The organism is Bradyrhizobium sp. USDA3516, assembly GCF_057651995.1.
Window position 1 is genome coordinate 1,023,297 of sequence record NZ_JBYGYN010000001.1, and the last position, 25,045, is coordinate 1,048,341.

General features: G+C 65.2%; 20 protein-coding genes. 12 read left to right on the top strand and 8 right to left on the bottom strand.

Going from position 1 to position 25,045, the window contains the following annotated elements; genetic code table 11:
• Positions 1–225: 225 nt before the first annotated feature.
• From AC24YW_RS04925 to AC24YW_RS04950, 6 genes are all read right to left on the bottom strand, one after another.
• On the bottom strand, positions 226–531 hold the full coding sequence (locus AC24YW_RS04925; RefSeq protein WP_487481649.1) for a putative quinol monooxygenase: 306 nt from the start codon (positions 529–531) through the stop codon (positions 226–228).
• Between the two features lie 76 nt (positions 532–607).
• Positions 608–1,297 (bottom strand): type 1 glutamine amidotransferase domain-containing protein, encoded by a 690-nt coding sequence (locus AC24YW_RS04930; RefSeq protein ID WP_487481650.1) that lies wholly within the window; start codon positions 1,295–1,297, stop codon positions 608–610.
• 127 nt (positions 1,298–1,424) lie between these two features.
• The gene (locus tag AC24YW_RS04935; RefSeq protein WP_487481651.1) at positions 1,425–2,057 is read right to left on the bottom strand and encodes a hypothetical protein; all 633 of its coding nucleotides are present in this window, start codon (positions 2,055–2,057) and stop codon (positions 1,425–1,427) included.
• Between the two features lie 8 nt (positions 2,058–2,065).
• On the bottom strand, positions 2,066–4,312 hold the full coding sequence (locus AC24YW_RS04940; protein ID WP_487481652.1) for a xanthine dehydrogenase family protein molybdopterin-binding subunit: 2,247 nt from the start codon (positions 4,310–4,312) through the stop codon (positions 2,066–2,068).
• 10 nt (positions 4,313–4,322) lie between these two features.
• Complete coding sequence (locus tag AC24YW_RS04945) at positions 4,323–4,787, bottom strand: (2Fe-2S)-binding protein (protein ID WP_487481653.1); 465 nt, start codon at positions 4,785–4,787, stop codon at positions 4,323–4,325.
• A gap of 82 nt (positions 4,788–4,869) precedes the next feature.
• Positions 4,870–5,805 carry a helix-turn-helix domain-containing protein gene (locus AC24YW_RS04950; RefSeq protein ID WP_487481654.1) on the bottom strand — a complete coding sequence of 312 codons (936 nt, stop codon included), beginning with the start codon at positions 5,803–5,805 and terminating at the stop codon, positions 4,870–4,872.
• A gap of 337 nt (positions 5,806–6,142) precedes the next feature.
• Between AC24YW_RS04950 and AC24YW_RS04955 the strand changes: the two genes are divergently transcribed.
• The 7 genes from AC24YW_RS04955 (at position 6,143) to AC24YW_RS04985 (ending at position 16,776) form a co-directional block, all read left to right on the top strand.
• Entirely contained in the window at positions 6,143–6,898 is a 756-nt protein-coding gene (locus AC24YW_RS04955; protein ID WP_487481655.1) for an alpha/beta fold hydrolase, read from the top strand.
• A gap of 56 nt (positions 6,899–6,954) precedes the next feature.
• Positions 6,955–7,968 (top strand): aldo/keto reductase, encoded by a 1,014-nt coding sequence (locus tag AC24YW_RS04960; RefSeq protein WP_487481656.1) that lies wholly within the window; start codon positions 6,955–6,957, stop codon positions 7,966–7,968.
• 87 nt (positions 7,969–8,055) lie between these two features.
• On the top strand, positions 8,056–8,886 hold the full coding sequence (locus tag AC24YW_RS04965) for a VOC family protein (RefSeq protein WP_487481657.1): 831 nt from the start codon (positions 8,056–8,058) through the stop codon (positions 8,884–8,886).
• A 77-nt stretch (positions 8,887–8,963) separates the two neighbouring features.
• Entirely contained in the window at positions 8,964–9,380 is a 417-nt protein-coding gene (locus tag AC24YW_RS04970) for a putative quinol monooxygenase (RefSeq protein WP_487481658.1), read from the top strand.
• Positions 9,381–9,597: 217 nt separating this feature from the next.
• The gene (locus AC24YW_RS04975; RefSeq protein WP_487481659.1) at positions 9,598–12,435 is read left to right on the top strand and encodes an ATP-binding protein; all 2,838 of its coding nucleotides are present in this window, start codon (positions 9,598–9,600) and stop codon (positions 12,433–12,435) included.
• 86 nt (positions 12,436–12,521) lie between these two features.
• Positions 12,522–14,177 carry a thiamine pyrophosphate-requiring protein gene (locus AC24YW_RS04980; RefSeq protein WP_487481660.1) on the top strand — a complete coding sequence of 552 codons (1,656 nt, stop codon included), beginning with the start codon at positions 12,522–12,524 and terminating at the stop codon, positions 14,175–14,177.
• Positions 14,178–14,280: 103 nt separating this feature from the next.
• Positions 14,281–16,776, top strand: a complete 2,496-nt coding sequence (locus AC24YW_RS04985; protein ID WP_487481661.1) for a GAF domain-containing sensor histidine kinase — start codon at positions 14,281–14,283, stop codon at positions 16,774–16,776.
• A 3-nt stretch (positions 16,777–16,779) separates the two neighbouring features.
• Here AC24YW_RS04985 and AC24YW_RS04990 read toward each other — a convergent pair whose 3' ends face one another.
• The gene (locus tag AC24YW_RS04990) at positions 16,780–18,363 is read right to left on the bottom strand and encodes an MDR family MFS transporter (RefSeq protein ID WP_487481662.1); all 1,584 of its coding nucleotides are present in this window, start codon (positions 18,361–18,363) and stop codon (positions 16,780–16,782) included.
• Between the two features lie 156 nt (positions 18,364–18,519).
• A complete protein-coding gene (locus AC24YW_RS04995) occupies positions 18,520–19,035 on the bottom strand; it encodes a YcgN family cysteine cluster protein (RefSeq protein WP_487481663.1) in 516 nt (171 codons plus the stop codon).
• Positions 19,036–19,328: 293 nt separating this feature from the next.
• On the opposite strand from AC24YW_RS04995, the gene AC24YW_RS05000 reads away from it, so the two are divergent.
• From AC24YW_RS05000 to AC24YW_RS05020, 5 genes are all read left to right on the top strand, one after another.
• On the top strand, positions 19,329–21,617 hold the full coding sequence (locus AC24YW_RS05000; RefSeq protein ID WP_487481664.1) for a transglycosylase domain-containing protein: 2,289 nt from the start codon (positions 19,329–19,331) through the stop codon (positions 21,615–21,617).
• 10 nt (positions 21,618–21,627) lie between these two features.
• Entirely contained in the window at positions 21,628–22,206 is a 579-nt protein-coding gene (locus AC24YW_RS05005; protein WP_487481665.1) for a DUF1214 domain-containing protein, read from the top strand.
• Entirely contained in the window at positions 22,203–22,787 is a 585-nt protein-coding gene (locus tag AC24YW_RS05010; protein WP_487481666.1) for a DUF1254 domain-containing protein, read from the top strand. Before AC24YW_RS05005 ends, AC24YW_RS05010 begins: the two co-directional genes overlap by 4 nt.
• A gap of 235 nt (positions 22,788–23,022) precedes the next feature.
• A complete protein-coding gene (locus AC24YW_RS05015) occupies positions 23,023–23,805 on the top strand; it encodes a sulfite exporter TauE/SafE family protein (protein ID WP_487481854.1) in 783 nt (260 codons plus the stop codon).
• 158 nt (positions 23,806–23,963) lie between these two features.
• The gene (locus AC24YW_RS05020) at positions 23,964–25,043 is read left to right on the top strand and encodes a Cj0069 family protein (protein ID WP_487481667.1); all 1,080 of its coding nucleotides are present in this window, start codon (positions 23,964–23,966) and stop codon (positions 25,041–25,043) included.
• Positions 25,044–25,045: the final 2 nt, after the last annotated feature.

Here is a 25,045-nt window from a genome sequence, read left to right on the forward strand (position 1 = left end):
CCTGCGCGCACGCCTCGTCCTTCGAGACGGCGCTGATGCGCCTCCTCAGGATGAGGCTCACCAGCATCAGTGCTCGTTGAAACTGCTGCCGCGCACTCCGCCCTCATCCTGAGGAGCCCGCCCAAAGCGGGCGTCTCGAAGGATGGCCGCGGGGAAAAACTCTTAAATGCGATTGCCCTGCTGCAAATAGGGACTGCGGTTACTTCGAAGATTCGCCGACGCCGTTCACCTGTCCCCAACCTCGACCGCTTCCAGGACCACTGCCGTCCGATCGGCCAGCTCGGGAATTTTGGCGAGGTAAGCCTGGTAATGTGGCGAGGCTCGGTGAGCTTCGACGGCCGCAACGTCGCGGTACAGCTCGTCGAGTACGAAGCGGTCTTCGTTCGATATGTCGCGCCAGACATCCCAACGCAGGTTGCCGGGCTCAGCCCTGGAATGCGGAGCCATACCGACAAGCAATGCGCTGAGTTCAGCGGACTTGCCCGGGCGAGCAACGAGGATAGCAGTAATCTTGGACGGCGATTGCGTCATCGATAGCTCCTCATGCGAGGATAAGCGCGGCCTCAGTGTCACGCTTATCCCGCTTGAATTCCGTACCTGCGAATCTTCAGATTTTCGCGCCGCTGCTCCTGTCCTTGAGGGCGGCCAGCAATTCCTTTCCCAGCGCTCCGGCCGACGCGGGGTTCTGCCCCGTGATGAGTCGGCCATCGACGACGACGTGAGGTTGCCAGTTCGCAGCGGACGAGTACTCGGCACCCTCTGCCCTCAACGCATCCTCGAGCTCGTAAGGCACATCGTCGCGGGCGTAGTCGTACTCCTCCTTCTTCGAGAAGGACGTGAGCTTCTTGCCGCGCACGAAGGGGACGCCATCGCCGAGGTGGACGCCGAGCAGCGCACACGGCCCGTGACAAACAGCGGCCACGAGCTTGCTCGTGGTCCAGGCACGCACAATGGCATGCTGGACCGCTGCATTGCGCTGGATGTCCACCATGGGCCCGAGACCGCCGGGCACCAGGATGGCGTCGTAGTCGGCGGCATCCACCTCGGACAATTTGCGGCTGTGATTTAGGCGGCGAAAGGCCTTGCTCGCGAGAAAATCCTTCTGAGCGGGATCTTTCTCGTCGTACGCGTCGTAAGGCGTCCATCCCCCGGCCGGGGACGCGAACTCCACCGCGACCCCAGCCTTGTCGAGCACCTCGAAAGGATGGGCGACCTCGGCGAAGAAGAAGCCGGTCTTGCGACTATGCGGACCGATCACGGCTGCGTTGGTGACAATGAAGAGGACATGTTGGGTCATGGTTTTCTCCTTTTCGATAACGCGATGCATTCAGGCGGGCGGAACACCAGGACTGGCCGACCGATATCTTTGCTGTCGGGATCCCGACTCTACGATCGGATCGCCTCGGCGCGGCCTGGAGAACGCATCAGTTCGGACAGGGCTGCCCGGCCGCTCCCCACATCGCCATGTCCTTGACGTGATCCTCGAAGCTGCCTGGCGGCGTCGAGCGGCCGGCTCCGGGCGCCCAGCCGCGCGGGATGAAGCCGTTCAGCGAGGCATCGTGGCGCAAATGCCCGACGAGGCCGGCGGCGTCGCGGCCGCCATTGCGCTTGGGATCCTTCAACTGCGCACAGATCTCGGCGCCGCTCTTGCCGAACCAGATGAAAGCCACCGGCGCGAGCTGCCAGTCGATCCCGGCGCGCGGCGGCGACGGCGACGGCTCGTTTGCCTGGGTCGAGGTCATGTGGCAGGTCGAACACGGGATCGCTTCTGCGCCGATGCGGCTTTCGCCGCCATGGATGTTCATGCCGTGCGGACGAGACTTGGTTTCGCCGGCCGGCGTCCAGATCGGGATGGCCTTCGCATCGACATGGCAGTTGGCACACCGTGGATGGGTCACGACGGCCTCGATCCGTTTCCACGCCTCCAGCCCCTCGGCGCGGCTGACGCTGCCGGGCGGCAGCACATCCTTGACGGCCTCGTCCTTGGCCGCGACGATCCCGGTAAGGGCCGCGACGGCGGAGGCTGCCAAGACCAACGCGATCAGAGATCTCTGCATGGCCCGTCTCACACGAAATCGATGAACTTGTTGAAGGGCATTTCGCGGATGCGCTTTCCGGTCGCCGCGAAGATCGCGTTGGCGAGCGCAGGCGCGGCCGGAGGCACCGGCGGCTCGCCGAGACCCCTCACCTTCGGATCGTTCTCGAGCCCGCGAACCTCGATAACCGGGCATTGGTAGATCCGCATCGCCTCATGGTGATTGTAATTGGTCTGCTGCGCTGCGCCTTTGGAGTAGGTGAGCTCGCAGTTCATGGCGTGGCCTAGGCCCCAGACGACGCCGCCCTCGACCTGGTTCTCGAAGTTGACGGGATCGATTATCTTGCCGACGTCGACCGCGACCCAGACCTTGTCGATCCTGATGCCGCGGTCCGTCGCCGTCACCTCGACGACCTCGGCGACCGGTGTCCCGAACGACTCGACGAACGCGACGCCGCGGCCCCTGCCATCGCCGAGCGGCCCCTTCCAGTTCGACATATCCGCGACCGTCTCCAGCAGCTTGCGATAATGCGGCACATTGCACATCGCGATGCGCGCCTTCATCGGATCGAGGCCGGCCGCATGGATCAATTCGTCAATGAAGCTTTCGGTGAAGAAGCCGGCCGTGGACGCTCCCACGGAGCGCCAGGTGGTGCATGGCGACAGCCCTTGCGCCTCGTAGCTGGTGGCGCGGAAATTGGGAATGTCGTAATAGACGTTCCACGTGCCGGCCGCCAATTGAGGATCGGGATCCTTCGAGGGTGCACCCATGCGCTCGAGCAGTCCCTTGAACGGCGCCGTCGATGCCAGTTGCAGGTCGGTCGCAACGATCCTGCCGTCGGCAATGCTTCCCCTGTGACGCGCGACCGCAATCTGCCGCGGAATATCCTGACGGAAATCCTCTTCGCGCGAGAAGACGAGCTTGATCGGCGTCCCGCGCATCTGGTTGGCGATCTCGGCGAGCACACGGACGTTCTCGAATTCGAGACGATGGCCGAAGCTTCCGCCGGTCCATTGATTGTGGAAGGTGACCTGCTCCGGCTTAAGGCCGATCGCATTCGCCGCGATGGCTTGCACCGCCTGCGGGCTCTGATGGCCAACCCAGATTTCCATGCCCTTGTCGGTAACGAGACCGATCCCGTTCAGCGGCTCAAGCGGCTGATGCGCCACGTAAGGAGCGCGATATTCGGCTTCGACGAGCATGCCCCTCTTCAGGCCGGCTTCGACGTCGCCGATCGTCCGCCACTCCTTGCCGAGGAACTCGGGCTTGAACGATGATTCCAGCACCTTCCAATGATCGGCCTGCTCGGCGGGATAGGCCGAGGGCGCCCACTCGCAAGCGATGGCGTCGACCGCCTTCATCGCGTACCAGCTGTTGGTGGCGATCACCGCAACGCCGTTCTTGATCTCGAGGATCTTCTTGACCCCCGGCATCGCGCGCGCCTTGCTGGCGTCGTAGGATTTCAGCGGCTGTCCCTTGCCGGGGTTCAGCTTGACGGAGGCGTAGAGCATGCCCTCCATCTTCAGGTCGATGCCGAATTGCAGCTCGCCCATCACTTTGGCGCGCACGTCGAGGCGCGTCATCGGCTTACCCAGCATGCGCCATGTCGAGGGATCGCGCGGCTGCGCATCGAGCACCGGCGGAATCCTCGCGGCCTCGGCCGCCAGTGAGACGTACGGAATTTTGCGTCCGTCAGGCAGGATCACGTGGCCGGATTGCGTGCGGATGTCGGCGACGGCGACGCCCGAACGTTTGGCCGCAGCTGCCTTCAACGTCTCGCGCGCAACGGCCCCTGCCACGCGCAGCTTCTCATAGGTGTCCGGGATCGTGCTCGAGCCGCCCGTCATCTGCAGGCCGGATTTCCGAAGACTCTCCAGCGCGGCAGCGCGTGCCGCTTCGGCCTCAGGACTCTGGTCCGCGGCCAGGAACGGCGCCAGCTCCTCCTTGAATCCGGTGTTGAAGTAAGCCGGACTCGGGCCGGCGAAGCGGACTTCGAACTGGCCGGGGTCGAGGTCCATCTCTTCGGCAATCATGATCGGCTGCACCGAGCCGACGCCCTGGCCGATGTCGGCGTGCTGCGCGATCAGCGTGATCTTGTCGGGGCTGATCTCTACCCACGGATTGAAGGTCACCGAATTTGGGCCGAGGCCGGCGGCCAGCGGATTGCCATCGGCGCTCGGCGCGGCCGCTTCGGCCCGACTATAGGCACCGAAAGCGATGCCGCCGGCGACGGCGGCAGAGCCGAAAACGAAGGACCGACGCGAAAGGGTCTGCATGTGGCCCATCTCACTTCTCCGCCATCTTGTTTGCGGCAGCCGCATGGATTGCCGTACGAATGCGCGGATAGGTGCCGCAGCGGCAGAGATTGCCGGACATCACCTGATTGATCTGCTCGTCCGTCGGTTTGGGGATCGACGCAAGAAGCGAGATGGCCTGCATGATCTGGCCGGTCTGGCAATAGCCGCATTGCGGCACCTGATGCGCGATCCAGGCCTGAAGGACCGGGTGATGGTCCTTGTTGTGCAGTCCTTCCAGCGTGACAACCGATTTGCCCGCGACCTCGCCCATATGGGCCTGGCAGGACCGCACCGCCTTGCCGTCGATGTGAACGGTGCAGGCACCGCATTGCGCGACCCCGCAGCCGTATTTGGCGCTGGTGATGCCGAGTTCGTCACGCAGCACCCACAACAGGGGCATCTCGGGAACGACGTCGACCTGGCGCTTGATCCCGTTCACCGTGAGCTCGATCATGTCGATATGTCCTCTCGCCGACCTGGTCGCAGCAACAGCACTGCCCGATGCACGTTGATGAATATTTCCGAATCCTGCGGGATCATGCGCAATTCCTGCGCGATGCGGCATCGTCGGAGTCGGTCTCCATCTCGGCCCCGCCGCAGCACAATTCGCGATATTGGCCCGGGGTGAGATTTGCGGCCTTCCTGAACACACGCGTGAAATTCGCCTGCGAGCCGAAGCCGAACTCCAGGGCGATCTCGACCAGGGAGAAGCGGTCGCGCGCGAGTTCGTGCCGCGCCGCCTGGACGCGGCGATCGGTCACGTAGCGATGCGGTGACAATCCGGTCGCTTCGCGGAAAAGCCGGGAAAAATGATAGGGGCTAAGGCAGGCCTGGCCCGCCAGATCCTCGAGCCTGATCTCACCGCCGAGAGTGGCCTCGATATAGTCCAGCACCCGCTGCAGGCGCCTCGGATCGAGCGACGGTGACCTTTCGGGCGCGCGCCAACGGTCGATCGTGTAATTGCCCAGAAGATGCGCCGCGAGAGCGGCCTGGATCCCCTCCACGAACAGCGCGTCGGTCGGCTGACGCGGGCGATGGAGCAGATCGCGAAGCGGCGAGCAGATGTGGAAGAGCACATGGTCCGCCAGGCCGTGAGCGTAGGCGATCTCGACCTTCGCCGGATCGATGCCGAAATCCGCAAGCGCGCTGTGGTCCAGCAGCGCCGGCGGCAGATAGAGATGCAGACATTCCATCCGGTCGGAAAGCTCGAGGTGACTCTCCTGCGTCCCCACGGGCACAAGGTAACTCATGCCCGGACGCGCGAGGCTTTTCTGGAGTTCGCCGTTGCCGGCGCGGCACACCATCCCGCCGCCCGACAGCAGCATGATGAGTTCGGTGCAGAGGGGTTCGGGCGTTGCCTGACGGCCCGCCTCGAACTTGCGATGCTCGATACTCAGCCCCGGCCAATCATTGGCTTCCGCGAGCTTCTCGCTGTTCTTGTACTTCTGATCTCCATGCGTCACGAGCGCCATCACGACCTCCGCTTCGTTGCGGCGATTCCCGGCCCCCGTCTCGCGCGAGCGATCATTCCATCCGGTAGAGAGTTGCAGTCCCGGTCACTGCCACGCCGGTAGCTCATTACTCACAAGCTGGGCCGCCGAAGTCCAGAGGCGGCGCGGTTAAAAGAGGTAAAAGCCAGGCAGCGCAAAGGCTTGAAGCCAGGCGCGTTCGGCTTCGAAAGCCGATCTCGTCGCACCTCAGCAAGATGCGTACCTCATCGCGCAGGAATCGGAAATACCGCAAGGCGGGCGTCCTCTATCGAAGAGCGCATCAACGGCGATGTCGCCGTGTCGAGGACAGGAGCCTGCCATGAAGCCGCTTATCTTCGCGCTTGCTGCATTGTCGATCGCAACCGCCGTCCCCGCGGCCGCGGCCGACAGGAATGTTTCGATTGTTCTTGTGCACGGCGCCTTCGTCGACGGATCGGGCTGGAAGGACACCTATGACGTTCTCTCGAAGGCGGGCTATGAGGTGCTCGTCGTCCAGCAGCCGACGATCTCGCTTCGCGACGATGTCGCGGAGACCGAACGCGTGATCGCCAAGGCGCGGCATCCGGTCATTCTGGTCGGGCATTCCTATGGCGGAATGGTCATCACGGAAGCCGGCGACAATCCGAAGGTTCGCAGCCTGGTCTATCTCGCGGCGTTTGCTCCCGACGCCGGAGAGTCCGTCAGCACGTTGGCGGAAGCGCCCGTACCGCCCGGCGAGCACAAGGCTCCGTTGGTCACCGAGGGCAATTATCTGCTCGTCGACCGCGAGAAATTCCCCACCTCGTTCGCGGCCGATGTCGACCCGGCCACGACCCGGTTCATGAATGCGGCGCAGCTGCCCTGGGGACTGCAGGCGGTGCAGACCAAGGTCGATCGCGTGGCCTGGAAGACGAAGCCAACCTATTACATGGTGACGAGCGAGGATCACATGATCCCGCCGACGGCACAGCGCACCATGGCCAAGCGTTCCGGCGCGAAGGTGACGGAGATGAAGAGCAGCCACGCGGTGATGCTGTCGCATCCGCGCGAAGTCGCGGCGTTCATCAGAAGCGCAGATACCTCAGCGACCGACTGAGATCGGCGGCGCCGCACACGGACGGACTTTGCCTGTCGCAGACAAGGACTCACCACATGGCCCTCAAGGATATTCTGCCGAGAAAACTGGGGTTCGGTGCGGCGCCGCTCGGCAACATGTTTCGCGACATCCCGGAGCAGGAAGCGATCGCGACGGTGAGCGCAGCCTGGGAGGACGGCATCCGCTATTTCGACACCGCGCCGTTCTACGGCGCGGGGCTCGCCGAGATCCGCATCGGCGCCGCGCTCGCCGGCCGGCCGCGGAGCGACTACGCCCTCAGCACCAAGGTCGGCCGACTGATCCTGGACGAGATCGAGGACGTCGATGCGCGCGACCTCGGCGAGAAGGGCGGCGTCTTCAGACACGGACGCCCGAACCGGATCGTGAACGACTATTCCCGGGACGGAACGTTGCGCTCGATCGAGGACAGCCTGATGCGGCTCGCCACCTCCCACATCGACGTCGTCTTCGTGCACGACGTTGCGCAGGACTTCTACGGCGACGAGTGGCTCTCGGTGTTCAAAGGCGCCCGCAAGGGCGCCTTCAGAGCGCTCGACCGGCTGCGCGACGAGGGCGTGATCAAGGCGTGGGGACTGGGTGTCAACCGGGTCGAGCCGATCGAGCTGCTGCTCGCGCTGGACGAGCCGCGCCCCGACGGCTTCCTGCTCGCAGGCCGATACACGCTGCTCGACCATGCAAGGGCGCTGCAGCGGGTGATGCCGGCGGTCGCCGAGCACGAGCTCGCGATCGTCGTCGGCGGCCCCTACAGTTCCGGCGCGCTCGTCGGCGGCCCGAACTTCGAATATGCGCCGGCGCCTCGTGAAATCCTCCAGAAGGTGGCGCGGATCAAAGCGATTGCAGACCGCTATGGCATCAGCATGAAGGCGGCCGGCCTGCAGTTCGCGCTCGCCAATCCGGTGGTCGCCGCCGTCATTCCCGGTGCGAGCCGCCCGGGGCGCATCGCCGAGGATCGCGCTGCGCTCGAGGAAGCCATCCCCGCGGACTTCTGGCGCGAGCTCCGCTCCGAGGGGCTGGTCAGCCCCGCAGCTCCGCTTCCCGCCGCCGATTGAAAGCCCGAGGGCGGCGGGTTCACCCCGGCCAAGCACTGCTCGGCAGGACAACGCAGACCAATCCACCGAACGACCAAGGAGAACGACATGACAGATGCAGCCGACAACACCACCGACATGGGTCGCCGCGCCTTGCTTCAGACCGCCGGCGCCGTCGTCACGGGTCTCGTCGCCGGCACGGCGATCGACGCACGGGCCGCGACACAGGATGCCGAGCGCGACGAGGCGCCGCTCGGCGCGCGGCTCCAGGGCGTCCAGCATTTCGGGCTCACGGTCCAGAACATGGAGCGGGCCTACCAGTTCTACACGGAGGTTCTCGGCGGCACCGAGGTGTTCCGGCACGGCGACTTCCAGGGCGACGGGGTGCAGAACACGCTGCTGGCCGACCAGGAGATCGAGGCGAATGCACGCGGGGTCAATCCGCGAACCATTGGCGTGCCCGACTTGCGAACCGGGGCGCAGCGGCTCGATGTCCGCTTCATCCAGTTCGACAACATGGTGCTGGAGCTGCTGCAATATCGCGAGGCCGATCAGCCCATGGGCAGCGCGAAGAGCTTCGCCGAACCGGTGGAGCACATGAGCCCTGCTTTCCCGCGCATGATGCACATCTGCTTCTATGTTCGCGACGATGTCGACTTCAACAAGTTCATTGCCGATCTCGAAGCGGAATCGACGCGTCGCGGCATGACGCAGGTGAGAGCGAACCGCACCATCCGCGTCATGACGGAAGCGGATCGCAAGGCCGCGCCCCGCAACACCAACACGAACCGGGTGACCGCCGAACCTTCGAACGGTTGGGAGCTGATCTACTGCAAGGGACCGGAGGGCGAGCAGCTCGAATTCGTCAAGGCGCTCGGTCCAGTCAAGAAGCGCTTCAGCGAGGCCTTGGCAAAACGGCAACAGAAGATCGTGCGCTGAACGCTCGTGCGGCGGGAGCGGCTGTCCGTGCCTCAGCTGGTCACCCGGCGATACAATCACATGTCAAGGACTTCACCATGCAAGCTCTCCGCAACTCGCTCGCCGCCCTGCTGATCGCCTCGACGGCGACACCGACGCTTCCGGCTCTGGCTCAGGAAGCGCCGCGCGTGCACTATCGGGAGATTCCGGAGGGTGCATATTCCGTGGTGGCCCAGGTGCGCGCCAAGCCTGGAAAGGAAGACATGCTGCGCGCCGCCACCTTGCCGCTGATCGACCTGGTCCGCAGCGATCCCAAAAACCTGATCTATTTCCTTCAGGAAGACCGCGCCAAGCCCGGCCACTTCATCTTTTACGAAGTGTTCGCCAGCCAGGCCGATTTCGACGCACACAACGCGATGCCTTATGTGAAGGATTGGTTCGCCAAGCTTCCGGAACTTGCCGACGGCGGCGTCGAAGTCATGCGCATGGCCATTCTTGGCAAGCCCAAAAAATAGCCGAACCGTCCTGCGCGAGCGCTTTGCCCTGCGGCAAATCGTACGAACTCGGAAGGGTTCTCTTCAAAAATATTGCAGTGCATGATAATACCGGTCGATCGGTTCGATCGATTGGCCATGATCAATGCGGGCTGCCACGGAGACACGACAACGGGGCACAGGCCGGCGGGAGCTCACCTACTGCTTCGGCCCGTTTCGACTGATACCCAGCCGCCAGTTGCTCCTTCTCAACCGGCACCCCGTCAAGCTGGGTGGACGCGCATTCGAGCTTTTGCAGCTGCTGGTGCAGCGCTGCGGCGAGCTGGTCAGCAAGACCGAGCTGATGGCGGCCGCCTGGCCGGGCATCTTCCTCCACGACAGCAATCTCAAGGTCAACATGTGGAGCTTGCGGCGTTCACTGGGAGATACCCAGATCGAGCCCGTATACATCGCGACCGTGGCGCGCCGCGGATACAAGTTCATCGCGCAGGTGCAGATCAGCATCGGCGAGGTCGACGACGATCTTGCCCTCGCCGAACCGGTCCCCTCGTCCAGTTTGCCATTGCTGCGCGGCATCGTTGGTCGTGAAGCGGAAATCGACGAGATCACGGGTCTGTTGACCGGCAACAGGCACGTGACTCTGGCTGGCGCTGGAGGAATCGGCAAGACGACGGTTGCCTTGGCTGTCGCCCAGGCATTTGCGCCACAGTGCCGCGACGGCGTGTGCTTCGTCGATCTCGCAACGATCTCCGACCCGACGCTGTTCGGCACCGCGCTGGTGACGGCATTGGGCATCAGGGGCAATCCGGACAACAGCCTGGCTGCGGCCATCGACTATCTGAGACCGCGGCAGATGCTGGTCATTATGGACAATTGCGAGCACGTACTGCCAGCCGCAACGATCTTCGCCGGCAGGCTCATGGCGGACACGTCGCCGTCCAGGCTGCTTGCGACCAGCCGCGAACCGCTCGGCACCGCCACCGAGCACGTCGTCCGGCTCGGCTCCCTGGTCTCACCCAAACCCGGTCACGCCCTGACCGCCGATCAAGCCGTCAGGTTTCCGGCAGTGCAATTGTTCGTCAGCCGCGCCGCTGAATGGGCGGACTACCAATTCGTCGATGATGATTGCGAGGCCGTCGCCGCAATCTGCCACTCGCTCGACGGCCTCCCGCTGGCGATCGAATTGGCGGCAGCCCAGATCGGCAGGTTCAATCCTCGCCAATTGGTGGAGTTGCTCGACCAGAATCTGGGTTTTCGTGCCCCCGCCGCCGATGGCGCGCCGCCGCGCCATGAAACGCTGATGGCGACGATCGACTGGAGCTTCAGGCTGCTGTCGCAGCGGGAAGCCAGACTGTTCGGCCTGCTCTCGGTGTTCAGCGAAGCGTTCGAGGTCGAGGACGCGGTCTTCGTCGCCGAAGCGGCAGGGCTCACGCCGGTCGACGTCGCCACCGGCCTCGGCAGTCTCGTGGCCAAATCGCTTTTGAGCGCGCAGGCACATGGCGCGAGCCTCCGCTATCGCCTGCTCGACAGCACCTGCCGCTACGCGGGCGAGCGGCGCCGGGCCGATCCTGTCTGCGACCAGGCGCTGCGCCGTCATGCGCAACGCGTCCTCACCCTGTTCGAACGGTCCGAGGAGGAGTGGAAATGGCGCGAGCCGGCCGATTGGACACAGCGTTACCTCGGCCGCATCGCCGATCTGCGCGCCGCTCTGTCATGGGCGTTCGGCGAGCACGGAGATCCCGTGCTCGGGATCAGGCTCACGGTTGCCGCGATCACCTTGTGGTCGGAAACGTCGATCCTGTCGGAAGCGCAGGCGCGGTTGGCAGCTGCGCTCGCGTTGGCCAAGACCGTCCCCTGCGACGATCTGTCGAAGACAAAACTCGCCTGCGCCCTTGGGTGGAGCCTATTCTACGCCCGCAAATTGTCGAATGAGAACGAGATTGCCTGGCTCGATGCCATCCTCTTTGCAAAGCGGGCCGGCAACATCGAATATCAGCAGCGATCGCTGGTCGGGTTTGGCTTCTACCTGCTGCAGATTGGCGAGGTCCCGCGCGCCACGACCTATCTCGAGGAAGCCACTGAGCTTGCCGACCGCCACCGCGACCTCACGGCAACGTCCGAAGCCGATCGGGCGCTCGCCTGGGCCCGCGCTTTTGCCGGCGAGTTGAGCAAGAGCCGCCCGGTTCTCGATCGCCTCGCGGCAACTTATTCGCTGGCAGAGGGCCGTTCGCGCAAGGATGCGAACGAAGTCTACCGGTTCATCACCGTCCGCTTCAACCTGCCCTTCGTGGCGTGGATGCAAGGGCAAGCCGAATATGCGGCAAGGCTCGCCAAGGACGCCGTCGATGCCGCCGACCGCAGCGGCCATTGGGTGTCGCAGTCGAACGCATTTGGGCTCGCCGCCCTTCCCGTCGCGCTCGAAACCGGCAATCTGGACGGGCTCGCGAGCTACACTGAGCGATTGCGTCGCAACCTTGAACGCGAGCGCATCTCACGCTGGGTTCCGGTCGAGCGCTATTTCTCCGCTTGCCTTCGCGAGCTGCGGGGCGATCCGCGCGCGGTGGAGGATATTCGAGCCGCGATCGACGAGCTGATAGAATGCCGGTTCCTGATGCGGATCGGCAGCTATCTCGCCGTCCTCGCCCGCGCCTATCTGAGGCAAGGGCGGATCGCGGAAGCGCGCCAGGCCATCACCCGGGCGATCGAGCATCAGGAACGCCAGGGCGAGCGCTGGTGCCGGCCGGAGCTCCAGAGGGTTGACGCCGCGATCCTTCTCCACACCGGCGAGCCGCTGCGCGCCGAAAAACGGCTTCAGCAGGCCCTCACCGAAGCGCGCACCATAGGCGCGCTGACGTTCCAGTTGCGGATCGCGACCGATCTCGCGGCACACTGGATCGCGACCGGCCGCAGATCCAAGGCTGTCCGGCTGCTCTCCCCGATCTATAGCGAGTTCACCGAGGGCTTCGCGACGCCGGATCTGCTTGCGGCCAAGCGCCTGCTGCAGCGCCTGCGGCCGACCGCGAGCGGCTGCGGCGACTATCACAGGTTGGAGCCGGTACACGCCCGCGACGCATAGCTGGCCTACCGCCGCGCTCGCCGCGCGCGCTTTACGCTACCGGAAATTCCTGATCCTCTCTTCCCAACAAGCCGGATCAACCGGCTTTGCCTGAGGAGAGAGACGCCATGAAGCTCGGCACCGCCATTGCGGAAATCATGCGGCGCGAGGGGATCGAGATCCTCTGCGGCTATCCGGTCAACCATCTCATCGAGCACGCGGCCAGGGCCGAGATCCGCCCCGTGATGGTGCGGCAGGAGCGCGTCGGCATCCATATGGCGGACGCGATCTCGCGGGTGACGTCGGGGCGCAGCATCGGCGCCTTCTGCATGCAGCACGGGCCGGGCGCGGAGAACGCGATGGGCGGCGTCGCGCAGTGCTTCGGCGAATCCGTCCCCGTGCTGGTGCTGCCGATGGGCTATCAGCGCCGGCTGGCGCATATCGAGCCGAACTTCAATTCCAGCGAGGCGATGAAGCCGTTCGCGAAATCGTCCGAGCCGATCATCCTCGCCGCTGAGGTCACCAACATCCTCCGCCGCGCTTTCACGAAATTGAAGAACGGCCGCGGTGGGCCCGTGATCGTCGAGATCCCCGCCGACATGTGGAACGAGGAGGTGCCGGAGCCGCTCGACTACACGCCGGTGCTGCGCACCCGCTACGGCGCCGACCCGGTTCACGTGAAGGAAGCCGCCAGCCTGCTCGTGAATGCAAAACGGCCTGTGATCTATGCCGGCCAGGGCGTGCACTACGCACAGGCCTGGCCGCAGTTGAAGCGGCTGGCGGAGCGGCTGGCGATCCCCGTCACCACCAGCTTAGGCGGAAAATCCTCGTTCCCGGAAACGCATCCCCTCTCGCTCGGCTCGGGTGGGCTTGCGGTACCGCGCGCGGTGCCGAAGTTCCTGAGCGAGGCCGACGTCATCTTCGGCATCGGCTGCTCCTTCACCGAGACCAATTTCGGCATCGCGATGCCGAAGGGCAAGACCATCATCCATTCCACACTCGACCCCAATCATCTCAACAAGGACGTGGAAGCCAAAATCGGCCTCGTCGGCGATGCCGGCCTCGTGCTCGATGCGCTGCTCGAGGAGATCGGCAAGACCGTCACTGCGGATCGCGATGCGTCAGCGGTCGCCGCCGAGATCGCGGCCTCGCACAAGGAATGGCTGGCGAAATGGATGCCGAAGCTCACCAGCAACGATGCGCCGCTCAGCCCCTATCGCGTGCTCTGGGACTTGCAGCACACCGTCGACATCGAGAATACCATCATCACCCACGATGCCGGCAGCCCGCGCGACCAGCTCTCGCCGTTCTGGCGATCGGTCGAGCCCCTCACCTATCTCGGCTGGGGCAAAACCACCCAGCTCGGCTACGGCCTCGGTCTTGCGATGGGCGCCAAGCTGGCAAAGCCCGACAAGCTCTGCATCAACGTCTGGGGCGATGCGGCCATCGGCTTCACCGGCATGGATTTCGAGACGGCGGTGCGCGAGCGCATCCCGATCATGTCGATCCTGCTCAACAATTTCTCGATGGCGATCGAGCTGAAGGTGATGCCGATCTCGACCGAAAAATATCGCTCGACCGACATCTCCGGCGACTACGCCGCGATGGCGCGCGCCTTCGGCGGCTACGGCGAGCGGGTGACGCGGCCGGAGGACATCGTCCCCGCGATCAAGCGCGGCATCGCGAAGACGAAGGAAGGCGTGCCAGTGCTGCTGGAGTTCATCACAGCCAAGGAGACCGAGGTGTCGCGGCCGGGGACGTGAGACGGGCCGGTGCGGAGCATGGCTGCGAGCGCTGGCTCCGGCCGCAGAAATTGTGATAATCCGGCCCGGTGCCGCCGTGTCGCGGCATCGGGCTGGATGAGGAATGATCACCCCTTCGTACGACATCGAGGAACTCGAGCGCCGATTCCAATCGGCCGCGGCCGAGAACGCACGGCTGCGCGCCGAGCTTGCGATTGCGCGGGATCGCCAGAGCGCCAGCGCCGAGATCCTGCGCACCATCGCAGCCTCGCCGTCCGATGCGCGGCCGGTCTTTGCGGCAGTCGCCGCCAGCGCGAAGCGCCTGCTCGGCGGCTTCTCCGCCACCGTGCTTCAATTCATCGGCGACGAGCTGCACCTGGTAGCGTTCACGCCGACCAGCCCGGAGGCGGACGCAGGGCTGAAAGCCTCGTTCCCGCGCAAGATCACGGACTTCCCGACCTTTGCCCTCGTGCGCGAGGGCGAGACGATCCAGTTTCCCGACAGCGAGGCGGCCGACGTCCCGGCATTGAACCGGGAGCTGGCGCGGCTGCGCGGTTTCCGCAGCGTGCTGTTCATGCCGCTGATGAACCGGGGCGCGCCGGTCGGCATGATCAGCGTCACGCGCGCGGAGCCGGGCGCATTCGCGCCCGACCTCGTCCAGCTGCTGCAGACCTTCGCCGACCAGGCCGTGATCGCGATCGAGAACGCGCGCCTGTTCAACGAGACGAGGGAGGCGCTGGAACGCCAGACCGCGACGGCCGATATCCTGAAGGTGATGGCGGCCTCCCCGTCCGACATGCAGCCCGTGTTCGCGGCCATCGCGAATAATGCCAACCGGCTGATCGGCGGCTTCTCCACCGCGGTGCTGCGTTATATCGACGGCGCCGCGCACCTTGCGGCATTCACCCCGACCGATCCGGCCGGCGATCGCGTGCTCCAGGCCTCGTTCCCGGTGCCGTTCGCGCAGTTCCCGCCCTATCAGCTCGTGGCCAATGGTGCCGCGGCGCAATTGCCCGACACGGAGCTCGAGCCGGCCGCGCGCGACATCGCGCGGGCCCGCGGCTATCGCAGCATGCTGTTCGCGCCCTTGATGAGCGAAGGTGAGGCCATCGGCATCATCATCGCGACGCGACGCGCCACCGGCAACTTCGCCGAGCATCATGTGCGCCTGCTGCAGACCTTCGCGGACCAGGCCGTGATCGCGATCAAGAATGTCAGCCTGTTCAACGCGACCAAGGAAGCACTGGAACGTCAGACTGCGACTGCCGACATTCTCAAGGTGATCGCGGCTTCACCGTCCGATGTCACGCCGGTGTTCCAGGCCATTTCCGACAGCGCCAAGGCGCTGATCGGAGCGCACTCCTCCACCGTCACCCGCGTCGTCGACGGGATGCTGCATCTGGCCGCCTTCACGACCGACAATGAGGCCGGCAATGCGGATCTGCTGAGCTCGTTTCCGACGCCGCTGTCCTCGTCGGGCATTCACAGTCGGGTGGCGAGGAGCGGCGTGTTTGCCTTCCGCAGCGACATGCAGAACGAGCCTGATCTTACCGAAGCGATGAAGGAGCTGGCGCGAACACGCGGTTATCGCAGCATCCTCGTGGTGCCGATGCTGCGTGATGGCCTTGCGATCGGCACCATCGCCGTCACGCGGCGGGAGCCCGGTCATTTCCCCGACAAGGCCATCAACCTGATCAAGACCTTTGCCGACCAGGCCGTGATCGCGGTCGAGAACACGCGCCTGTTCAACGAGGTTCAGGACCGCACCCGTGAGCTCGCCAAATCGCTCGATGATCTGCGCGCCGCGCAGGATCGCCTGATCCAGACCGAGAAGCTGGCGTCGCTGGGACAGCTCACGGCCGGCATTGCGCACGAGATCAAGAATCCGCTCAACTTCGTCAACAATTTCGCCTCACTGTCTGCCGAGCTGACGGAGGAGCTGAACGAGGTGCTCACGCCGGTCGCGCTCCCCGAGAATGTCCGCAGCGAGGTCGACGAGCTGACGGAGCTTCTGCAGGACAATCTCGGCAAGATCGTGCAGCACGGCCGCCGGGCCGATTCCATCGTCAAGAACATGCTGCTGCATTCGCGCGAAGGCGGCGGCGAGCATGGGTTGAGCGACATCAATGCATTGGTCGAGGAGAGCCTGAATCTCGCTTATCACGGCGCACGCGCCGAGAAACCCGGATTCCACGTGACGCTGAAGCGCGCGCTCGATCCAGCGGCCGGACAGGCCGAAGTGTTTCCGCAGGAAATCACCCGCGTGCTCCTGAATCTGATCTCGAACGGCTTCCACGCTGTCATCAGGCGCAAGGCCGACGGTGCCGCCGGTTACGAGCCGACGCTGATCGCGGCGACGCGCGATCGCGGCGATGACGTCGAGATTGCGATCCGCGACAACGGCACCGGCATTGCCGACGATGTGAGGGAGAAAATGTTCAATCCGTTCTTCACCACCAAGCCAGCCGGCGAAGGCACCGGCCTCGGGCTGTCGATGACCCACGACATCGTCGTGAAGCAGCACGGCGGCACGATCGACGTCGCAACGGAGCTCGGCGCGTTCACGGAGTTCACGATCCGGCTGCCGCGAAAGAGCAGCTTCCCGGACGCTAGCCGCTGAGCCTTACTCGGCCATCTCCACGGGTTGCTTGGCCGAGGGACCGGCCAGCGGCCGCTCCTCCATCGCGATCAGGCACAGCGCAGCGATCGTCATCAGCGCGGTGGCGGCGCCGAACACGTAGCGGAAAGCGTGCCGCATGTCGTCGGCGGGGATCGCGACGGCACCTGCGGCGTGATGCTCGCCGGCGAGCGGGATGTCGGTGCCGAGCGCGATGAGCAGGATCGCGGCGAAGGCTGCGACCGTGAACGAGGACATCAGCGAGCGGAAGAAGTTCATCGCGCCGGTGATGGTGCCGACTTGCGGACGAGCCACCGAATTCTGCAGCGAGACCACGCATACCGGAAAAGTCGTGCCGAGTCCCAGCGCGAACGCGGCCATCAGCAACAGCAGGCCCCAGAGCGGCAAGGTGGTGACCGTGAGGGCGAGACCGCACAGCGCGGCCCATGACGTTCCGATGATGGCGACGCGCTTGTAGTGTTTTGCGCGAGCCATGGTGCGGCCGGCGACGGCCGCGCCGACGGTCGAGACCGCCGCGAGCGGGATCAGCGCAAGCCCCGCCTCGCTGGCGCTGAGATGATAGACCTGCTCGTAATAGAGCGGCAGCTGCACGGTCAGGCCGGTGATCGCGCCGAGGCCGCAGCCGCCCGCGGTCAGCGCGAAAGGCGCCACCGATCCCGTCAACAAGGGCAGCGGCAGGAACGGCTCGTCGGCTCGCCGGGCGTGCCACACGAAGGTCACCGCGAGCGCGACAGCACCGCCCACCATCGCCAGCACGGTCGGCGACAGCCAGGGATAGCGCGTGCCGCCCCAGGTCAGCACCAGCATAAAGACGACGGCAGACGCCATCAGCAAGACGCCGCCGAGCCAGTCGACCTTGCGCTTGCGGTGGAACACCGGGATCTTCTTCATCTTCGGCAGCAGCAATGCGAGCGCTGCGGCCGCAAGCGGCAGGTTGATCCAGAAGATCATCGACCAGTGCAGATGCTCGGCGAACACGCCGCCGATGACCGGGCCGAGGATGCCGCCGACCATCCAGACGCTGGAGAAATAGGCCTGGTACTGCCCGCGCTCGCGCGGGCTCACCACGTCGGAGATCACGGTCTGCACCACCGGCATGATGCCGCCGCCGCCGAGGCCCTGAAGCCCGCGCGCCAGGATCAGCATCGGCATGTTCGGCGCGATCGCGCACAGCACCGAGCCTGCGACGAACAGGCTGAGCGAGATGATGATCATGACGCGGCGGCCGTAGATGTCGCTGAGCGTGCCGAACACCGGCGCGACCGCAGTCGAGGCGAGCAGATAGGCGGTGATCACCCAGGACAGATTGGAGACGTCCTGGAACTGGCGTCCGATGGTCGGCAGCGCCGTCGCCACGATGGTCTGGTCGAGCGCGGCCAGGAACATCGTCACCATCAGGCTGATGACGATGGTGCGGACCTCGTCGGAGCTCAGCGGCACCGGCGGGGCGATCGACGGCGCGTCGTCGACGCTGATGACCTCGCTCGGCAGGCGGGACAGCTCTTCGGCAATATCGTCGGGCAAGGCCTGGATGTCGGCAGAATCGCTCTGCCGGTCGAACTTGTTCATCTCGATCGGACGTCGTGATGCGGCGCAACACCGCGAAGGATTCGTTCTATGCAGTCCAATGTAGAGGGGAAATTTCTTCCCAGGCAGGCACCGCGGCGCATGGGTGCATCCCACCCTGAGGTCATCCCAAGGACGTGACCTCGGCGCGGCGGCGGATCAGTCCTTCGGACGTCGTTTCAAGCGCGCCTGCTTCGGCAAGACCGCCGGCCACTGCACGATGTGGTCCTCGAGCTCCTCGTCCGGGACCTCCTCCTCGCTGCCCTCGACGCGGCCGCGCACGGAGACGCCGGCTTCGTGCACGGTGTTGGGATCGCCCGAAACCAGCGGATGCCACCAATAGAGGTCGCGCCCTTCGGCGACGAGCTTGTAGCCGCAGCTCGGCGGCAGCCAGTTCAGGGTTCGGACATTGGCCGGGGTCAGACGGACGCAGTCCGGAACCTTGTCGGAGCGATTCGGATAGTCCTTGCAGGCGCAGCTCGTCCCATCGAGCAGCTTGCAGCCGATATGGGTGAAGTAGATCTGCCCGGTATCCTCGTCCTCGAGCTTGTTCAGGCAGCAGCGGCCGCAGCCGTCGCACAGACTTTCCCATTCGCGCTGCGACATCTGTTCCAACGTCTTGGTTTTCCAGAAGAATCCTTCCTGGCCTTGAGATCGTTTGGGAGCTGCGGTCATGCGCCTCAACAAGAGTTCGAAAGAGCAACTAGCAACGCCATCTAGGGCGCGCGGCGGCAGGGTTGCAAGCGAGGCCCCTTTGAGGCCCGTAATGAACCGGGGTCAATTAGGCCTGTTGTTCAAAATCGCGAGCGTGACCATTGGTTTATGGGCCCCGCTCGGCTAGAAGGAACAGCAAGCCCCTCGGATGCTGGCCGGGCGCCTTGGGTTTGCCGCAACATTCCCGCAAGACGTCTCGATGCCGCCCCGGCCGGGTGCTTGAACGCTTTCGAAGCAAGCCGCAAGGGTTCTAGGTGCGCCAGATCATACCACCGCATTGGAAGCAGAGGATCCGGAACTTCTTCCTGGATCTCGATGCGCGCATCGACTCCTCGCTGTTCTCCTCGGCCAAGGGCATCCGCGAGCTCTACGAGCGCTACTCGACCTTCATGGACCGCTTCTATGTCGGGCGGTGGAAGCGCTGGGTGTTCATCGAGCCGCTGTCGGAGGCCGCAACCCTCGGGCTCGGCGGCCTTGTCGTGATGCTCGCCCTCGCCATTCCCGCCTTCCGCGAGACCGCGGACGAGGACTGGCTGAAGAAGTCCGACCTCGCGGTGAGCTTCCTCGACCGCTACGGCAACCCGATCGGCAGCCGTGGCATCAAGCACAACGACTCCATTCCGCTGGAAGACTTTCCGGACGTGCTGATCAAGGCGACGCTGGCGACCGAGGACCGCCGCTTCTACGAGCATTTCGGCATCGACATCGCCGGCACCGCGCGCGCGCTCGTCACCAACGCGCAAGCCGGCGGCGTGCGCCAGGGCGGCTCCTCGATCACCCAGCAGCTCGCCAAGAACCTGTTCCTGAGCAACGAGCGCACCATCGAGCGCAAGGTCAACGAGGCCTTCCTCGCGATCTGGCTGGAATGGCGCCTGACCAAGAACGAGATCCTCAAGCTCTATCTCGACCGCGCCTATATGGGCGGCGGCACCTTCGGCGTCGACGGCGCGGCGCATTTCTACTTCAACAAGTCCGCGCGCGACGTGACACTGGCGGAAGCGGCGATGCTTGCCGGCCTGTTCAAGGCGCCGACCAAGTACGCCCCGCACATCAACCTGCCCGCCGCCCGCGCGCGCGCCAACGTCGTGCTGGACAACCTCGTCGATGCCGGCTTCATGACCGAGGGCCAGGTGTTCGGCGCCCGCCGCAACCCGGCCTTCGCGGTCGACCGCCGCGACGAGGCCTCGCCGAACTATTATCTCGACTATGCCTTCGACGAGATGCGCAAGCTGGTCGACACCTTCCCGAGGTCCTACACCGAGCGCGTCTTCGTGGTCCGCACGGCGATGGACGCCAACTTGCAGAAGGCGGCGGAGGCCGCTGTCGAGAACCAGCTGCGCCAGTTCGGTCGCGACTATCACGCAACGCAGGCGGCGACTGTCGTTGCCGACCTCGACGGCGGCGTCCGCGCCATGGTCGGCGGGCGCGACTACGGCGCCAGCCAGTTCAACCGCGCCACAGACGCCTATCGCCAGCCGGGCTCCTCGTTCAAGCCATACGTCTACGCCACGGCGCTGCTGAACGGCTACACGCCGAACTCGGTCGTGGTCGACGGTCCGGTCTGCATCGGCAATTGGTGCCCGCAGAACTATGGCCATTCCTATTCCGGCTCGGTGACGCTGACGCAGGCAATCACCCGCTCGATCAACGTCGTGCCGGTGAAGCTGTCGATCGAGATCGGCCGGAAGAACGAGCCCAAGACGCAGAACCCGGCCAAGGTCGGCCGCGCCAAGATCGTCGAGGTCGCGCGCCGCTTCGGCCTCAAGGCGCCGCTGCCCGACACGCCGTCGCTGCCGATCGGCTCGGACGAAGTCACCGTGCTCGAGCACGCGGTCGCCTACGCGACCTTCCCCAACCGCGGCAAGGCGGTGACGCCGCATGCGGTGCTGGAGGTGCGCACCGGCGCCGGCGATCTGGTCTGGCGCTGGGACCGCGACGGGCCGAAGCCGCGGCAGGCGATCCCCGCCTCCGTCGCCGCCGACATGTCCGGCATGATGAGCCACGTCGTCAGCGAAGGCACCGCACGGCGCGCCGCGCTGGACGGCATTCCGACCGCGGGCAAGACCGGCACGACCAATGCCTATCGCGACGCCTGGTTCGTCGGCTTCACCGGCAATTTCACCTGCGCGGTGTGGTACGGCAACGACGATTACTCGCCGACCAACCGCATGACCGGCGGCTCGCTGCCGGCGCAGACCTGGCACGACATCATGCTGGTGGCGCATCAGGGCGTCGAGGTCCGGGAGATCCCCGGCATCGGCATGGGCCAGAAGCTGCCGCCGCAGCATGTGAGCAACGCGCAGGCCAACGCGGCGCCGAAGGTGCTGGAGACCAAGCCCGGTCCGCCGCCGGTGCTGACCAAGCGCGGCGCGGACATCCTGGTGCGGGTCGAGAAGCTGCTGGATGATGCGGCCAAGGCCGCAAACAAATCGACGGCGAATGACAGCAATCCGGCGAGGCCGTCCTCGTCGACGAGCGCGCTCGCCTTCCCGCAGAATTATGCGGAAGACAACGCCAACGCCTCTGCCCCGCGCAAGAACTGATCGAAAGCAAGTGCGGCTGATCCTGATCACATTGACGGCGCTTCTTCTCGCAGGCGTAGTCGGCGTCGGCGCGACGTGGATGACCACGACGCGCGGCACCGAGATCGGCGCGCTGACCATCGGCGCCTGGACCGCGCGGCCGCGCACCGGCACCGCCGACGTCGATCCCTATTCGCGCGCCACTATCGTCCGCAACGGGGAGCTGCCGATCGGCACCGGCGACGGTGTCGCCTTCACTGCCACCACCGACGACAGGAAGAAGGCGCTCGACGGCCGCTGCGACGTGGTCGTCTCCGGCGTGACGCCGCCGGCGCGGTTCTGGACGCTGACGCTCTATGACCGCAAGGGCCATCTCGTCGCCAATTCCTTGCAGCGCTACGGCTTCACCAGCCAGGAGATCGTGCGCGCCTCCGACGGCTCGTTCGAGATCCGGATCGCCTCGCGCTCGCGCGCCGGCAACTGGCTGCCGACCGGCGGCATCGAGCGCTACGCCTTGATGCTGCGTCTCTACGACACGCCGGTCGGCGTTGGGACGCGCACCCAGCGCGATGCGCCGATGCCGAGCATCACCACGGTGGGCTGCTCATGATCCGGCTCGTCTTCACCATCGTCGCCGGCGTGGTGCTGGGCCTCGTGGTCCATCTCGTCAGCGTGCTGGCGCTGCCGCGGATCGCGACGCAGGATGCCTATTCGCGGCTGACACCGATGACCAGGGTGAACGCCGTCACCCAGCTCCCCCTCGCCGATCCCAACAATTCGCCGATGCCGTTCATGGATCCGGCCTTCGCGCTGGCGATCTGTCGTTATGATCTGTCTGGCGGGCCGATCAAGCTCACCGTGCCGGTGAGCCAGGCCTACACCTCGGTGTCGTTCTACACCCGCAACGAGATCGCCTATTACGCCATCAACGACCGCTCCGCGGGCCGCAAGGTGATCGAGCTCGATCTGATGACGGAAGCGCAGCACAGCGAGCTGCCGGAGGACGAAGAGGTCACCGCGGCCGACCGCCTGATCATCGATTCTCCGACCACGACCGGCTTGATCCTGATGAAGGCGCTCGCCCCCGAGCCCGGTTTGATGCAGCAGGCGCAAGGCTCGCTCCAGGCTGCGACCTGCGCCCCGCAGACCGAGCCGCCGGCCAAGGCCGAGGCGCCCCGCGGACGGCGATGAGTCGGCCGTTTCGGCGGGCTAAAACAAAAGTTGCGAAAACAACCCCATGCACAGTAGCGGGGATGTTGAAATCATTACGCTCTTCGGATCGATGGTGTTGAGGCTGCCGATTCCACGCGCTCCCTTTGACTCGTCGGGCAAAACAGGGGCATACTGGCATCATCGAGAGTTCGTCACACCCGCACGGAGCCGTCCGTCGCGGGTGTTGTCTTTCGCGCATCTTTGCGTCGTGTCCATGCGAAACAATCCTGCCGCCTTCGGCTCCGGCGCAATCATCGGCACGCTGGGCGGCCTGATCGGTCTCGGTGGTGCAGAATTCCGGCTACCCCTGCTCATCGGCTTGTTCGGATTTCGCGGCCTCGAGGCCGTGGTTATCAACAAAGCGGCGAGCCTGATCGTGGTGGCGAGCGCACTGCCGTTTCGCGCACGCGCCGTTCCGTTCGCGGAGATCTATGCCCATTGGCCGATCATCCTGAACCTGCTGGCGGGCAGCCTCGTCGGCGCCTATGCCGGAGCATCCTGGGCGACGCGCCTGGAGTCCGGGACGCTCTACAAGATCATTGCCGTCCTGCTGCTCCTGATCGCCGCCATGCTTCTGTTCGCGCACGGCAACGAGGCGGCAACCCCACCGGCGCTGACAGGCGCGAGCCTGATCGTCGCGGGCATAGCAGCGGGCTTTGCGATCGGGATCGTGGCATCGTTGCTCGGCGTTGCCGGAGGGGAATTCCTGATCCCCACCCTCATCCTGTTGTTCGGCGCGGACGTGAAGCTCGCGGGCAGCCTCTCACTCGCGGTGAGCCTGCCGACCATGCTGGTGGGATTTGCGCGCTATAGTCGCGACCAGAGCTTTTCCGTGCTCCGCGCCAATTGGCAGTTCATGCTTGCGATGGCCATCGGATCCATCGCCGGCACATTCGTAGGCGGCCTGCTTCTCGGGGTCGTCCCAAATTCGATTCTTCTGCCGGGATTGGCTGCGATCCTGGTCATTTCGGCCGTGAGAATCTGGCGGCATGAGTAGGCGGCCTTGGGCGCCGGTGACTGACTATGCGGGACCGCTGACCTCTCTTGAAACTCAAGGGCCATCTCACGTAAAATGGTCGGCGTGGGGACGATGCAGACTCCCCGTGAGACCCAGGTCCAAGCTCTGCGCAGCACGCAAATCCGTGGAGCTTGCGCATGGACACCGAACGTCACTCCTCTCCCCTCCGAACCATCGCCATCCTCTCGCGCGGCGACGTTGCCGCGCGGCGCGAGGCGACGGCGCAGAACAGCCGCTTCGTCCGCGTCTTCGAGGCGCTGGCCGCTGCAGGTATCGAAGCTTTCCCGGTGATCTACGACGAGAGCTTTGCGGGCGCGGTCCGCGACCAATTGCTTCCAGCCGACGGCGTGCTGGTCTGGGTCGATCCGATCCACCAGGGCAAGACCCGCGCCGAGCTCGACGCCCTGCTGCGCGACGTCGCGGCGCAAGGGCCGTGGGTGAGCGCGCATCCGGACATCATTCTGAAGATGGGCGTCAAGGAGGTGCTCTACCGGACGCGTCATCTGGGCTGGGGCGCCGACACGCATCGCTATGACACCGCGGCAAGCTTCCGCAGCCAGTTTCCGGCGCGCCTTCGTGCCGGCGGCCCGCGCGTGCTGAAGCAGAACCGCGGCAATGGCGGCCAGGGGGTCTGGAAGGTTGAGGTCCTGCCCGATACCGAAGGCATGGTTCGCGTGCTGCATGCACAGCGCGGCAGCACGCCTGAGGACATGCCGATCGATGCGCTGCTCGCACGGTGCGAGCCCTATTTCAGTTGGGGCGGCTGCATCATCGACCAGGCGTTTCAACCGCGCCTGCCCGACGGCATGATCCGCTGCTACATGAGCGGCGCCAAAGTCGCAGGCTTCGGCCACCAGAAGATCAAGGCCCTGATCCCGCCGCCGCCGGAAGGACCGGAGGCGCCTGAGGCCCAGCCCGGGCCGCGGATCATGCACGGGCCTGATGCTTCGCCATTCCAGGCGCTGCGAGGAGCGATGGAGGACGAATGGACGCCTCAGATGATGGCAACGCTCGGCATCGATGAGTCGTCGTTGCCGGTGATCTGGGATGCGGACTTCCTGTACGGGCCGAAAGATGCGGCCGGCGCAGACACCTTTGTGCTGTGCGAGATCAACGCGAGCTCGTGCTTTGCGATCCCCGAGGAAGCGCCGGCAGCGATCGCGCGGACGGTGAAGCAACGGCTGATGCGGACCGAGAGCACACGGGCGCGAACTTAGCT